We start from the raw sequence: 15,069 nt of genomic DNA, 5'->3' as shown, positions 1-15,069 counted from the left end.
CTTTGCTCCTCAAGGCTGCTGGGACGGGCGGCTGCTGGGACGGGCGTCTCACGCTACCCCGCGCCATCTGGCGGGGGCGCGATGGATCGCACTTCCATGGATACTGGGCAGGTGGCCTCGACGAGTAGCACCGGCACTGCGGCGATCGCTGGAGTGGTGGACCGACCCCGGCTGTTCCGAATCCTCGACTCGCCATTGCTCCGGGTCTGTGTCGTCCAGGGTCCGAGTGGTTCGGGCAAGACCACCCTGCTTCGCAGCTGGGCGCTCCAGCCGGACCGCTGCGGAGCGACCCTGTGGGTCTCGCTCGGAGGCGGTTTCACGACCCGGGACGCCTTCTGGCGACATGTCGCGAGCAGCGCAACGCGTCACGGCGATCTCTCGAAGGAGGCGGCTGCTCAAGCGGGGGAGGAGCTCAGCCTGGCTGGCGATCCGGTTCGGATCGCGACCAGGTTGCTTGCTGACGTCGGCCCCGTCGCGGTGATCCTGGACGCCTACGAGCATCTGGCGGACCTGACGTCGGCGATTGACGCCGACCTTGCGCGGCTCCTCGCCGCTGTGCCCGAGCTACGGGTCGTGATCACCACCCGGGGGCGCACCGATCTGGTGGACCTGGATCTGCCAGGCGGCGGGCTGGTCCGCGTGATCACGCTGGCCGAGCTGGCCTTGACCACCGGCGAGATCGCCACCTTGGTCGCCGCCCAGACCGGGATCGACGATGGGGACTTGGCTGTGTCGGTCGGGGACGCGACCCGTGGGTTCCCCTTGACAGTGCGTGCCGTCGTGCTCGCGCTGGCGCAGCTTGGTCGGATCCCGCGAGTCGACTCGATGGAGTGGGACGCGGTCGTGGCGGCCAGGCTCGAGTCCCTGTTGCCCGACCCGGTCGCGGTCCAGTTCGTCACCGACACCAGCGTGCCGCCCTATGTCGACCTTGAGCTAGCCCAGCAGTTGAGCGGACACCCAGCCCCGCTGGAACTCTTGGAGATGCTTGAGCGCAACGGCTTCGGTCGGTGGATTCCCTACGCCCGGAACCGGCCGGTCTTTCAGTACGCCGAAACCATCCGCGACACGTTCCGGGCCCGCGCCCTCGATGACGCCGAGCGTTTTCGGCGGTCCTGCACGACCACCGCACTGTGGTTGCTCGAGAACGAGGAGGTCGTCGACCAAGCGCTGCGGTTCGCTGTTGACGGCGAGGACTACGCCCTCGCCGACCGCGTGGTCATCTCGCTTCTGATCAGCAATCCGCACAGCTACATCACCGACCGGTTCCTTCCGGTGTTGGAGAAGGTTCCCGAGACCAGGCTGAGCGAGCACCCGATGCTGGCATTCGGGCTCGGCCTAGCGCTGATGGCGAACCCCCTGCGACGCCTCGAAGCGCCTCGCGTCTTCCAGATTGCGGTCGACTCATCCACGCGACCGCCGTACATCGAGCCGTCGATCGATGCGTTCTCACACCTCAGCATGCGAGCCGTCGCCCAGCGCCTTGCCGGGGACTGGCACGGGTCGTCCACCGAGTGCCTGGAGGCGCTGCGGTTGGTCGATGAGATCCCGGCTGCCGTGCTCGGCAGCTTCAGCGAGCACGTGGGGACGATCCTTCGGCAGTTGAGTTTCTCGATCTGGCAGGGCGGCTTGGTCGAGGAGGCTCTCGCGACCGCCAACCGCTCGGTGGCCCTGTGCTCCGCGCCTGCCCCGCGCAACTACTCGACGGTCTATGCCGCGGCGATCCATGCGTTCGCCGGGGAGACCATGGCGGCCGAGGCCATCGTCACCTCGATCGATGGAAGCGCCTGGCCACCCGAGATGCGCCAGACCTCGCTGAACGGTCTGGGTCTGCTGGCCGAAGCCTACGTGTGCCTCGACCGACACGACTTCGAGCGAGCGGCAGCGGTTCTTCGGGACACCCACGCATACATGCGCACCAACGAGTACTGGCCGTTTGTCACCTCGGCCTGGGTGCTAGCCAAGCACGGACTCGGCCAAGCGCACGCAGAGGCCGAGCGGGTCACCAGGGAGCTTGCCGGAACGACCCCTCCGCCTGGCGCGGGCGACAACGTCGCCACCGCCCAACTGCATGCCGTCCTCGCGAGCGCGTGGATGGCCAGCGGTGATCATCGCGCGGCCCGGCGGCTGCTCGAGGCGCAACCCGAGGACAGCCCCTTTCTGGCGTCGGCCAGGGTGACGTGGCTGCTCGGGGCGCGACGTGACGGCGAGGCGCTGCAGCAGACTCGCCTCCTCCTCGACCTCCCCGGCCACACGATTCGTTCACGCGTCGAGACCCAGACGGTCGGCGCGGTGGCAGCGCTCCGACAGGGTGAGGCCGAACCGGCCTGGTTGTGGCTGAACTCCGCTGCCGTGGCATGGGAGACCTCTGGGCCGCGGATGCACGTTGCTCTGCTCGACCCCCGGGACCGGCGAGCGCTGTGGGAGTTCGCTTGCGAACGGAGGTCGGCGGCCCTGCGCCGCTATCTCGACATCCCTTTGTCGTCCGTCCAATCTGTCGGGCGTGCCACGGCGAGCCTGACTCGGCGCGAAACGGTGGTGCTCGCCGCGCTCGCAGAACACGAAGGGATCCGCGAGGTGGCCGAGGCACTCTTCGTGTCTCCGCACACCGTCAAGACACAACTACAGAGCATCTACCGCAAACTCGGCGTCTCCTCGCGCCAGTCCGCTCTGATCGTCGCGCGCGAACTCGGCCTGGTCGAGGCTCCGCTGGTCCCGGGACCAAGTGTGCGTCCTCGCGGATGAATTGGGGAGCATGGGGCCTTCCGCTCCGGCGGTCTGGTGCGGCAGAGTCCATGCCACTGGGGGCTGAATCGTTTCGGCTGGATATCCCACGGGCAGTTTGGACCCACGCTCGTCGCTGCTTGGTCGGGCCGCATCAGGAAGCCCCAGTGTGTAGTACTATGCGCGCGTTTGCCGCTTACGACCGGGCAGCGCGGGCCATGGGCCCGTTTGCCCTCTACCTAAACAGACCTGAGATCTGGGGGACTGATGAGACTGCTCGGAGTTCGACGCACGCCCTCGCTTGGACAGATGTGGATCAGAGCGGCATTCGTCGGCCTCTTGGTCGTCCTCGGTTTGCCGATTCTCGGCACTCCTGCCCACGCTGCGGAAGACTACCTACAGATCACCAAGACCGTTGACGAGTCGCAGCCAGAGCCCGGGCAGACGTTCACCTACACCATCCAGGTCACGTGCTCCGAGGCGGACTGTCTCGACGCCCAGCTGACCGACACGTTGCCGACGGAGCTAGCCGGCTTCGACATCGTCAATGTCGTGATGACCCCGAGCACCGGGACCATTCCTCGGACAGTCACCTGGAACCCCGGCGGCACCTCGGTGCCGCCGACGGAGGTTGGCACCGACACCGGCTTCGTCGTCGACATGGCCCAGGTGACCGATGACCCGGTCGGCGTTGGGCTGATCAACGGCCAGACACTCACGGTGCAGATCAGTCTCCGGGTGCCCGACGACTATCCGGCAGGGGTCAGCGCCGACATCGTGAATACCGCGCACGCCACGGCGTCCAACGCCAATCCGGTCCAAGACAGCGCGACAGTCAACATCCAGTCCCCCACCGAGATCGCGGTCAACACCACCAAGACGTGGACCCCGGCGAGCCAGGCGTTCAACCCGGGAGCGGCGTCGAACATGGCGCTCGGCGTCACCAACACCTCGAACGCAGCCGTCAACACGATGGCTATCCAGGATCCGAAGGCGGCGCCCGACGGTGCGGCGAACCTGGATGCGACCAACCCCTTCACGATCACGAACTTCACCGGATTCAGCGGAGTTTCGCTCCCTGCTGGCTGCACCAACGTCCAAGTCGACGCCTACGTGCTCAGCGGCGGGACGTGGAGTTGGGTCGAGGGCAACTCCGTCGCAGCGCCGACTCTCAACCTGCCCGCTGGGGTGGCCAATGACGATGTCGGCGGCATCCGGATCACCTGCACGGGCACCATGGCGCCCAATGCGCAGATGAGCGTCGACGTGGGTCTAGCCCAACGTGCGACCCACCGCAACGACGGGTCGGATCTGTCCACTGCCCAACACCGGGTCAACAACGTCGCGGTCGGCTCGGTGTCGGTCACTGGCGGGGACGCCCCGGTCACCGGGGACGCCACCGACGACTACACCGTCCTCCCGTCGGTCCCGTCGGTCGAGGCCACCAAGGACATCTCCCCGAACCGCATCACCGCCGGCCAGACCTCGGTGGCGACGCTGAGCGTCAGCAACGGTGCCGTCCCGGTCACCGAGATGACCGTGTCCGACCTGGACTTCTTCACCGACGAGGTGACCTTCGGCGGGTTCACTTCGGCACCGAGTTGGCCAGCTGGCGCGACCGCCGCGACCATCACCTACTACCCGCTCGACGGTGGTGCCTCGGTCACTACGTCGTTTGCCGACGGGGCGACTCCGAATGCGCCGGGCATGCCGATCTCCGGCTTCGCGATCACCTGGACAGGCGATGCCATCCAGGCCAACGCGCCCAGCCAGATCGTCTTCGATATCGACACCACCGAGGATGCCGTCGGCGACCTGAGCAACACCGTCGACGCCGAGGTCACCGCCGCCAACGGGCTGACCGGCGAAGACAGTGACACCGACACCCTGACGATCATCAACCCGAGCGTCGATGTCACTCTCAACAAGAGTGTGCGCCCGTCCACCGCGGTCGAGCCGGGCGAGCAGGTGATCGCCTCCCTGGAGACCAACGCCACCGCACAGGGTGACGGCGTCACTCTCGACACCATCGTGGTGGAGGACTCCTGGGCCGACGGTGCGAACGAGTTCTGGAACGCCTTCGACCTCCAGGCCATCGCGCCAACGCAGGTGCCTGGCGGCACCACGCTCGTGGTGGCTGTGCAGGGACCTGACGGCGTCTGGCACGACCTTCCGGCGTACGGTCCGCAGACGGGCGCGACCGTCTTCCAGATGACCAATGCCGAGTTGGCGACCGCGCTCGACGCGTTCGGGCTGACCCCGGAACAGGCCCAAGGCATCCGGTTCACCTACACCAACGCCGACTTCCCGGCCGACGTCACCGTCACACCCAACATCGTCTACTCCGCTCGTAGTACGCAGCGCGACGGCGGTGCGGTGACACCCGGCGACGACCAAGCGACCTCCTACCAGAACACCGCCACTGCTCAGGTCGAGGGTGAGTCGGCCGGAGGCAAGAGTCTCGACGACGACGACACCGATGTCGGCCAGGGCACCGTGATCACCCACGAAGGCGGACCTGGCCCGGCCGACATCACCAAGAACTGGGTGGAGTCGTCGGTCAATGCCCAGTCGAGTCAGCAGGCCACCAGCAACCTGACCTGGAACGTCGCGGAGGGCCTCGGCTCGGTGACGATCAGCGACCCGGCCAGCGGATACGCCAGCCCGGCCGGGACGGTGTTCGACGCCTTCGACCTGGTCCAGATCAACCCGATCGCGGCCAGCAGCGAGCCGTACTCGAACGGCTGGTATCTCAAGTACGACACCATCACCGCTGTTCAACTCTTCAACTCGATCACCGGCAGTTGGGAGACGGTCACCACCCCGGCGGCCGGCTGGATCAATGCGAGCGGCGCGTTCGTCGGCTACACGCTGAGCGCCGCTGAGCGGTCCCGGACCACTGGAGTCCGCCTGGTGCTCGAGCCCAACGACGCAGCCCGGACCGCGGCTCAGCAGACCGGCGCGTCCTTCGACCCGTTCGCGCCGGCTCCTGGCTCGGGTGTGGGCTGGGGTAGCGCGGACCGCACGTTCTCGTTGACCTGGCAGGTGCGGGACCAGAAGCGCTCCGACGGGTCGTTCGTGGTCGGCGATGAGCAGTACAACACCGCTGACGAAGGGATCGTCGACAACACCACCTCCCTCGACGGTGTGCCACTGGACGGCAGCGCCGCGGTGCGTGACACAGACAACGACACCATCCAGATCCTCGACCCCGAGCCCGGTGTCGCGGTGGACAAGTCGGTGACCGCGGCGGACCCGATCTTCGTGCCCATGCCGGACCCGGGAACCTCGGCGGCCGATTACCCGACCGCCTCGTGGCAGATGGTCGCCCACAACACCTCGACTGCTCGGGCCTCCTATGTCCGGGTCACCGACCCGGCAACCTGCAGCGACACCGCTCTCGGTGACTGCCAGACCGCCGCGACCGCAGCGGGCGCCACCGGCAACCCGTTCGTGACCGACGGCAGCGTCGACTACCTGACCGACTCGGCCATGGGCACGCCGTTCGATCGGTTCAACCTCACCGGCATCAACATCGCCGCCAGCATCCCCGGGCAGGTCGACCTCTCCCAGAGCGTCGTGTGGCTGTTGCGCTACCAAGGTGGCACCTACACCGCCGAGCAGACCACTGCTGCCGCGGTCAACGCCATGCTGACCAACCCGGAGACGATCGTCGGGATCAGCGTGACCTTCCAGGGTGCCGACCCGGCGTCGACTGGTGGCACCATCACCCAGGACAACCTGCTGAGCGTCACCATGAGCACCCAACTGCGCACCACGCTGCGCAGTTCTGGTGCGGATCAGGTGCTGTCGGCGGGTCAGAACGTCGAGGTGCCGAACCGCGTCTTCGCCCAGTCCTACGACCCGGTTACCTCGCCCGGCACCGTGACCGGTGACGTCGATGACGCTCAGGTCAACCTGACCGGTGGGGACATCAACATCACCCCGACCAAGTCGGTCTCGCCGGGCGTGGTCTACGAAGCCGACCCGGACGCTCCCGTCACGGTGACCCTGGGCGCCAACCAGGGCTCCAACCCCCGCAGCACCCTGCCGCCGTCCTCGGTGGTGATCGAGGACCAAGCCGACTCGGTCGGCTTCTGGAACACCTTCCAGTTCACCGGTTTGGGGGCGATCACCCTGCCGGCCGGTGCCGACCGTGTCCAGGTTGACGTCTACGGTCCGTTCGGTGCCGGCGGAGCACTCGGCTGGGCAACCGGCACCCCGGCGGCGAGCACCCCGGAGGTGCCCGTGGCCGAGGCGTCGTATCCCGACATCCAGGGCATCCGGATCACCTACACCCGGGCTGACGGCGGCTACTTCAGCGGCGTCCCGGCGGCTAACTGGTCGGCGTCCGCGGTCTTCACCGTCGAAGTGCGCGACACCTACCTGGATTCCGGCGACCCGGTCGAGTTCGAGGGCACCTACCAGAACAGCCAGACCTCGCAGGCGATCCGTCGAGACGGCAACAACTCCGAGGAGAAGGCCACTGGTGCCCAGATCGAGCTGTCGCACGGCACCCGCGAGATAGCCGTCCACAAGTTGACCAACGAGGGCAACCGGCTGGCCAGCGTGGGTGACACCGTTCCCTTCGCGCTCACCTTCGAGAACACGGGAACTGGCGTGCTCACGGTGACCGAATTGCGCGACGTGCTGCCACCCGAGCTCGTCTACACCGGCAGCACCGAGCCGACCTATACCGCTGAGCCCAGCGGCACGCTGTCGGAGAACGTCACCGTGAGCAGTTCTGCCGACGGAAGGACGCTGACCTTCACCTGGCCGACCGGCGGGCGGACGATGCAGCCGGGTGAGACTTTCGAGATCATCCTCCCGCTCGAGTTGCAGCCAGGCCTGAGCGCCGGCGAGACGGCCACCAACACCATGACCGTGCAGACCGAAGAGGAACTCAGTCGCTGCACCAACATCCAGGCCGGTGGCAGCACGACCGAAGACTACGCAACTGATCCGCACACCTGCGGCACGACCGACTATGTCGGCGTCATCACCGGGCCCAACCTGTTCACCGTCAAGGGTGTCCGCGGGTCGTTGGACAGCACGGCCGACGGCGGTGCCTACAACCCGAACAGCGGCGCGAGCTGTGCCCCGACCTTGACAGCCACGCCGGGTGACACGGTCGCGGCCGATGGCCGCTTCTACCGGGCGCCCTGCGTGTCGCACAGCACCCTTGGCGGCACCGACGACTGGGTGCTGCACGCGGCGAATGCCGGCACGGTGAACGTGGATCGGATGATCATCTTCGATCAGCTCCCGGTGGCCGGTGACAGTTCGCTGATCTCCGGCGCCGCGCGCGGATCGCAGTACCGCCCGCAGATCGTGCCGGGCTCGCTGAAGGTGACCGCCCCCAACCTGGCGGGCTACACCATCGAGACCACCAGCAGTCCCAACGTCTGTGTGGGCACCTGGGCCAACCTGCAGAACCAGGCCCCGTGCGAACAGAACGGCGAGGTCTGGACCGCGGCCTCGGGCAGCACGGACTGGAGCCAGGTGACCGGTCTTCGGATCACCATGGACTTCGGGCCGACCGCGGCAGGGGCACTGGCTCCCGGACAGACTGTGGACGTGAACTTCTCCACGATCAATGTCCCGATGACCGCCGGGGACCCCAGCGGCGCGTCGACGGAGGTTCCCGGCACCGACGAGTTCGCGTGGAACCAGTTCGGCGTGAAGTACCACAACGCCAACGCGGCGAACGACAGCAAGATCGCCCCGAGCAGGGTCGGCGTCCACCTCCGGTTCGGTTCGATCCAGATCGACAAGAGGGTGACCGGAGCCGCCGCCTCGCATGCACCAGACCAGTTCCTGGTCGACGTGGCGTGCACCTTCGGCAGCGGCGCCGATCAGGTTCCACTCGACTTGGGTGACGACGCGGTGGTCGAGTTGAACGACGGCAATGGCTACAGCCATCGGATCGACGGCATCCCGCTCGGCTCGGAGTGCACCGTGGCCGAGCAGGGCGACGTCGGAGAGTTCGGCGAGACGAGCCGCGACGGCACGCCGACCACCCTCCAGGTGACCGAACCCACCGATCCGACTCAGCCGGTTGACGAGCAGGATGTCCCGTCGGCACAGATCGCAACGATCACGAACGACTACCAGTTCAGCGGCCTGTCGGTCACCAAGCACGTCGACACCGAGGCCACCGGAGCCAGTTTCGGCCCGTTCCAGTTCACGCTCGCCTGCACCGATGGCGCCGGCGACCCGATCGACTTCGATGGTGATGGGACGACTCTGCTGGAGTTCAGCCTGGACGCCGACGAGACGTTCACGGCGCCGGAAAACACGATCCCGGTCGGCGCGACCTGCGACCTGGCGGAGACCGACAGCTTCTTCGCCGACAACATCGTGATCACCGGTGACAACGTGGTCGACAACGGCGACGGCACGGCCACGGTGACCCCGGGGACCGAGCCCGCCGAGGTCGTCGTCACGAACGCCTACGACGCCGGCACGCTGACCCTGACCAAGGTCGTCGACGGTCAAGGCGCGGACCTGTACGGTGCCGGTCCCTTCACCTTCGATGTGCTGTGCACCTACCAGGGCCAGGACGTTTTCGACGACTCCATCGAGTTGGCCCGGGGCGGTAGTAGCACCCTTGGTCCCTACCCGGTGGGCACGACCTGTGTGGTGAGCGAGACCGGCACTGGTGGAGCGTCGGCCAGCGTCCTCGACCCCGAGGACGGCACGGTGGTCATCCCTGCTCCGGATCAGGACGGCGGAACCACCCAGGTGGCGGTCACGGCGACCAACACCTTCGACCTGACCGGGTTCGAGGTGGACAAGAAGATCGTCGGTGCGCTGGACGCGCCCGGTGCGCATGGGCCGTTCACGGTCCGCGCCACCTGCACCTGGCTGGTCGACGGTGATCGCGTCGCGTTCGACGTCCCCGGTGGTGCCGATCGTGTCCTCTCGGCGCGCAACGACTACCACGCCAGCTATCACCACCTGCCGTCCTCGGCGCGGTGCACCGTCAAGGAGACCGACACCGGAGGGGCCGATAGCACGACCGTCCGGGTCAAGGGCGGCGACGACGGTGCGGTCAAGTCCGGCACGAGTGTGAACGTCGACCTGGCGGGCACGCAGACCGGTGGCGTGAGCGTGCTGTTCACCAACCGCTTCGTCGACGAGTCGGACACCAACAACGGCCATCACCATGGCAACGACGGTCACCTGCCGGGCACGGGCTCGGACATCTCGCCGTGGATGCTGTGGGTCGGTGGTCTGCTGTTGGCCCTCGGTGCCGCCGGGGTGTACGCCGGACGGCGGCGTCGCACCGGCTGACCCGCGAGACTGTGGGGATCTGTGGGATGTGGCCGCCGGGGATGGGCCACATCCCACAGATCGCTGGTGGATGGGCGCCGCGCAGCGCGAACGGCGTGGCGGATACCATCTCGCCATGAGCTTCGACAGTGACCTAGGGCCGATCAACTACGTGGTCGTGGCCTTCGCATCCACCCCCGTTCCATCGGCGGGGCTCGACCAGCTCGCCGCGCTCGTCGACACCGGGCGGATCCTGGTGCTCGACGTGGAGTTCGTCGCGAAGTCGGCCGACGGATCGGTGACCACGGTCGACGCGGCCGAGGTGGGCGCACCGACCTTCGCGGGTGCGTCGTCTGGACTGATCGACAACGACGACATCGCCGTGGTCGCCGACAAGCTCGTCCCCGGTGGCGTCGGCATCGTCGTGGTCTACGAGGACCTGACTCTCTTGCCTGCGCTGAAGGCGTGGGAGGGCGAGGGCGCCACCGTGGTCTCGGAGGGTCCGATCCTGGTCGAGGACCTGGTCGAGTCGATCGACGCGACCGAGCAGGGTTGAACTGGGCAGGGTTGAACTGGGCAGGGTTGAACTGGGCAGGATCGAACTGGACAGAGTTGAGGAGACAACTATGAGTCTGTTGCGCACCGCTGGTCGGGCCGCCGTCGCGAGCTCAGTGCACGGGCGGGTGCAGCGTCGCCAGCAGCAGCGCTGGGCCGCCCAAGACGCTACCGCTGCGACGCCTCAGCCGCCCCCGGCTGCACCGGCCCCGGCTCCGGTCGCGGCCCCGGTGTCGGCGGCGCCAGCCGAGGACCCGATGATCGCCCAGCTGCGCCAACTCGGTGAGCTGCGTGACGCGGGCGTCCTCACCGAGGAAGAGTTCAGCGCCAAGAAGGCGCATATCCTCGGCATCTAGTTTGGCCGCCGCTGGGCAGCCGTTCGGCGCACCAGACGGGTCCGAGCACCCACGGGGGCCGCAGGGCCTCGACAGGCGGGTGGGTTCGCCCTAGGGTGGCTCAAAACGAATCATGTTCGTTTAGGACGGGCCGTCAGTGACGTATCAGCCGGTGCCCAGGGGCGCCTGAAGTGGTGACTCTGTGTGCGTTGTGGCGCTATCCGGTGAAGTCGCTCGGGGGTGAGCGACTGACTGGCGCCGATGTGCGGCCGGAGGAGCCCTTGCCGGGTGACCGGGCGTGGGCGATCCGTGACGACGCCACCGGCGAGATCATCTCCGCGAAGCGTGACCCACGGATCCTGTATGCGTGGGCGACGACCCACGACGACGGCGTGTCGGTGTCGGTCCCTGGGTTGGCGAGCCCAATGCCGGTCGCGCAGGCGGGACCCACGCTGAGCGCGTGGTTGGGGCGACGCGTCTCGATGTGCGACACGTCGTCGCTGCGCCCGGAGACGACCTTCGACTTCGGCTTCCGCGTGGACCTGGGCTCACGGAGCTACGGCGACTCCGGCAACGTGCTGCACCTGGTCTCGACGGCCACCTTGCGAGCACTCGGTGACCTGGTGCCCGGCATCACCCCTGCCGAGGCGGTGCGCAGGACTCGGCCGAACCTCGTCGTGGATCTCGGCCCCGAGCCGTTCGCCGAAGATCAGCCGGCTGGGTCGACGCTCATGGTCGGCGAGGTCGTGCTCAGGGTGGTCGGTCGGACGGGCCGCTGCATGATGGTCGACCGGGCCCAGCCCGGTGTGCCCCGAGCCGCCCTGCTCGACCTGCTCACCGAGCGCCGCGACGGTGCCCTCGGGGTCTATGTGACCGTCCGTCAGGGTGGCCGGCTTGAGGTCGGGGTGGAGCCACCGGTTGGGGTGGAGCCATGAGTGGCACCGATCGGACGGACGCTGCCGAGCTGGCCGTCGCGCTCTCCTCCCTGACCGGGGACGACAGCGACCAAGCTACCGCGCTGAGGCCCGTCATGGCCCGCCTGACTGACTATCTGGACCGGGTGCCAGCCGAGGGCGTGCACACGGACGAAGCTCGACCCACGTGCGAGGACCCTCTCGGGACCTTGCGGAGGCTGGTCCTGTCCGACGACCTCGGTGTTGCCGCTCTCGCCAGAGCGGCCGAGCGTGCGCTGGCCCGCGCCACGCCTCCGCAGGCATCGGGCGTGGCGGCGGCACGGCGCGCACACCTGCTGCGGGTAAGCGCGGTGCAGCCGACCGGTCGCGATGCGGCCATGCTCACCTTCGACGTCCCGCCCGGGCTCCGGTCGACCTATCGATGGCGAGCAGGTGAGCACGTCACGGTGATCGTCGACGTCGCCGGCGTGGAGCTCGAGCGGCACTACTCGGTGTGCCTGCCGCCGTCGGCCCTCGAGGAGGGGCGGCTCGCGATCGCGGTCCGAGCCACCGCAGCCGGGCTCGCGTCACCTGCGCTGTGCGCGACAGCGCCCGGAGACCTACTGGAGCTGGGGCCACCGGAGGGGGAGATGTGCTGGCCGGGCCGGGGCGATGCTCCCGACGGCGTCGACACCGGAAAGGTGCTGCTCGTCGCCGTAGGCAGTGGCATCACGCCGGTCCTGGCCATTGCAGCGGCTGCGCTGGAGGCCGGTCGACAAGTCGGCCTGCTGATCGTCGAGCGACGGGTAGAGGACGTGGTGTTGGGGGAGCTGGTGGCCGAGCTCGCCGCGCGCTTCCCGGCAACTCTCACTTGGCAGGGGCTGTGGACGCGCGCCGGAGACGGGCGACCCGACCGGGCGCGCTTGCGCGCCGAGCTTGCGGTCCTGGCCGACGCGCTGGGTGATGATCCGGCCGTCTATGTCTGCGGCCCGGACGAGGTGGCCGACCTGGCGGTCGAGGCCCTTGCCGATCTGGGCTTCGATGACCGCGTCCAGCGGGAGAAGCTTCACCTCCGATCGACTGGCCCACGTGGAGGTGCCGCGACCAGGCGGCGAACTCGTCGTACGCCTGCCCAGTGGCACCAGGACCGTGCAGCTGCTGCCCGGCGAAACCTTGCTGGTGGCGATGCGACGTGGAGGCATCGATCACCCGTTCTCCTGCCTGTCTGGCAGTTGCGGCACCTGCCTGGTCGACGTCGCGCCCGGATCGGTCCCAGCCGCTGTCGTCCAGCAGCCCGCCGGAGGCGAGCGGCTCTACGACCGCGTCTACGCCTGCCTCGCCGCCCATGCGATCGGCCACGACGCCGCTGCCCCCGAGCTGACTCCGTCGAACAACCATTCACCCGAGAGCGTGAGGACCCAGCCATGACCATCACCATCCACGCGTCCGCCGAGACCGGCCGGCGGCAGCGGGGCCTCGCCCTCGGCGAGCGGTTCGCCGCCGACGTCGCCGCCGGCTGGGAGGGCTACTCCCGGCTGTTCGACGACTGTGGTATCTCCCGCGAGGAGGTCGGCACGATCGGACGACGCACGCTCGACGTCGTGGGCGAGTGGGCGCCGGGTCTGGCCGAGGAGATCATCGGCATCGCCGAGGGCGCCGGCCTCGAGCCGTGGCAGGGCGCGGCGCTGAACGCCCGCACCGAGATCTTGGCACGCTACCGACCGGCGACGGTCGGTGAGTGCTCGACGGCGGTCTATCTGCCGATCGGCGAGCTGCCCCGGACCCTGCAGACCTGGGACTGGTATGCGCATCTGCGGAACGTGAAGCTGCTCTGGCAGCTGCGCACAGACGCCGGGCGGCGGGTGACGACGTTCACCGAGTTCGGCGTGCTCGGCAAGATCGGCGTGAACGACGCAGGCCTCGGGCTCCACTTCAACCTGCTGCAGCACGAGCAGGACGGGGAGGAGCTGGGGGTGCCGGTCCACCTGGTGGCGCGGCGGATCCTCGAGGAGGCCGCCGATCTGGACGCCGCGGAGGCCATCGTGCGCTCGGCACGGGTGTCCGCGTCGACGGCCATCACCGTCGTCACGACGACCTTCGACGACTCAGGCGCACGGCGCTCGGGGGCGACCACCTTCGAGCTTCTCCCCGGCCGGACTGGGGATCCAGCACATCGAGGATGGCGGTCAACTGCTCCACACCAACCACTTCTTGGACCCCGAGCTGGCCAAGGGGGAGCGGCTGACGCCGGTGGACCCGGACACCAACTTCCGTCACGACGAGATGGTCCGGCGCCAAGAGGCGCTGCAGGACCGGTCCCTGGCCGCGCGAGCCGAGGCGCTGCACGTCCACCGCGAGGACGGCGCCGCACTGTGCTGCCACCCGGTCCCCGATTCACCTCTCGGCGAGCAGTGGGAGACCCTGTTGGTCGTCGGGCTCGACGTGGATCGTGGCGAACTGGTCTGCCGGGACGGCGGCGTCTGCGCACCCGAGCAAGACGCCTGGATCAGACTGTGACACCGCGGCGTCGCGCCGGTCGACCGAGCAGCCCGGTCCTCGACCGGGAGCGGATCGTCACCGGTGCTCTTCGAGCTCCTCGACGAGGTGGGCCCGGACCGCTTCTCTCTCGATGCGCTGGCGCAGCGACTGTCGGTGCGACCGTCGTCGTTCTACAACCACACCTCGGGGAAGGACGACATCCTCGCCGGTGTCCAGGAGCTGGTCACCGATGCCATCGGCGCCACCATGTTCACCGAGCTGCCCTGGCGGGAGGCCACCAGCGCCTGGGCGCACAGCTATCGCAACGCCTTCATCGCCCATCCCAACGCGATCACGCTGTTCGCGATCTCGCCGGTGATGGGGGCCGCGCGCACGATGCACATGTACGAGCAGGTCGTCGCCGGATTCGAGCGCGCAGGCTGGCCGCAGCACACGATCATCTCGGCGCTGGTCGCCATCGAGTCGTTCCTGCTCGGGTCCGCGCTGGATGCCTGGGCCGCACCCGCCCAGTGGCAGCCCGGTCGCGACGCTGCCGAGGTGCCGCGGTTTGCCGCCGCCGTCCAAGCCCGAGACACCCACGCCGAGGAGACCGGCTTGCGATTGAGCGAGCTGTCCTTCGAGCTCGGCCTCGCCGCCCTGCTCGACGGGCTTGCTGCCGAGCTCGACAGTCACCTAGCCGCGAACACCGGCCGTTCCGCTCGCACCACAACGTCTCGACCCACTGCCACCACCCGCAAGGAGCCCGATGATGGCTGATGACAGCTACGGAAGCGTGCTCGACGTGGTTGCCC

General features: G+C 68.3%; 8 protein-coding genes and 2 pseudogenes. All 10 read left to right on the top strand.

The features are described from left to right. The first annotated feature begins 111 nt into the window (after nt 1-111). The gene (locus tag QM714_RS08180) at nt 112-2,742 is read left to right on the top strand and encodes a LuxR C-terminal-related transcriptional regulator (protein WP_415099330.1); all 2,631 of its coding nucleotides are present in this window, start codon (nt 112-114) and stop codon (nt 2,740-2,742) included. A 288-nt stretch (nt 2,743-3,030) separates the two neighbouring features. Beyond that, a complete protein-coding gene (locus QM714_RS08175; protein ID WP_415099328.1) occupies nt 3,031-10,017 on the top strand; it encodes a DUF5979 domain-containing protein in 6,987 nt (2,328 codons plus the stop codon). Nucleotides 10,018-10,132: 115 nt separating this feature from the next. Next, nucleotides 10,133-10,552 carry a DUF6325 family protein gene (locus QM714_RS08170; protein ID WP_415099326.1) on the top strand — a complete coding sequence of 140 codons (420 nt, stop codon included), beginning with the start codon at nt 10,133-10,135 and terminating at the stop codon, nt 10,550-10,552. A 70-nt stretch (nt 10,553-10,622) separates the two neighbouring features. Continuing rightward, entirely contained in the window at nt 10,623-10,907 is a 285-nt protein-coding gene (locus QM714_RS08165; RefSeq protein ID WP_415099324.1) for an SHOCT domain-containing protein, read from the top strand. A 173-nt stretch (nt 10,908-11,080) separates the two neighbouring features. After that, on the top strand, nt 11,081-11,821 hold the full coding sequence (locus QM714_RS08160; protein WP_415099322.1) for an MOSC domain-containing protein: 741 nt from the start codon (nt 11,081-11,083) through the stop codon (nt 11,819-11,821). Continuing rightward, a pseudogene (locus QM714_RS08155) lies at nt 11,818-12,726 on the top strand (FAD-binding oxidoreductase); the annotation flags it as partial. The gene QM714_RS08160 and the pseudogene QM714_RS08155, both read left to right, overlap by 4 nt. A 142-nt stretch (nt 12,727-12,868) precedes the next feature. Continuing rightward, entirely contained in the window at nt 12,869-13,207 is a 339-nt protein-coding gene (locus QM714_RS08150) for a 2Fe-2S iron-sulfur cluster-binding protein (RefSeq protein ID WP_415099320.1), read from the top strand. Next, nucleotides 13,204-13,863, top strand: a pseudogene (locus QM714_RS08145) (C45 family autoproteolytic acyltransferase/hydolase); the annotation flags it as partial. The gene QM714_RS08150 and the pseudogene QM714_RS08145, both read left to right, overlap by 4 nt. A gap of 127 nt (nt 13,864-13,990) precedes the next feature. Continuing rightward, nucleotides 13,991-14,296 carry a hypothetical protein gene (locus QM714_RS08140; protein WP_415099318.1) on the top strand — a complete coding sequence of 102 codons (306 nt, stop codon included), beginning with the start codon at nt 13,991-13,993 and terminating at the stop codon, nt 14,294-14,296. Between the two features lie 63 nt (nt 14,297-14,359). Further along, on the top strand, nt 14,360-15,034 hold the full coding sequence (locus QM714_RS08135) for a TetR/AcrR family transcriptional regulator (protein WP_415099316.1): 675 nt from the start codon (nt 14,360-14,362) through the stop codon (nt 15,032-15,034). Nucleotides 15,035-15,069: the final 35 nt, after the last annotated feature.

This window comes from Nocardioides sp., from assembly GCF_047602075.1.
Classification (GTDB): Bacteria; Actinomycetota; Actinomycetes; order Propionibacteriales; family Nocardioidaceae; genus Nocardioides.
Note: the sequence above shows the minus strand (reverse complement) of the source record. Positions and strands in the feature narration are given on the sequence as shown.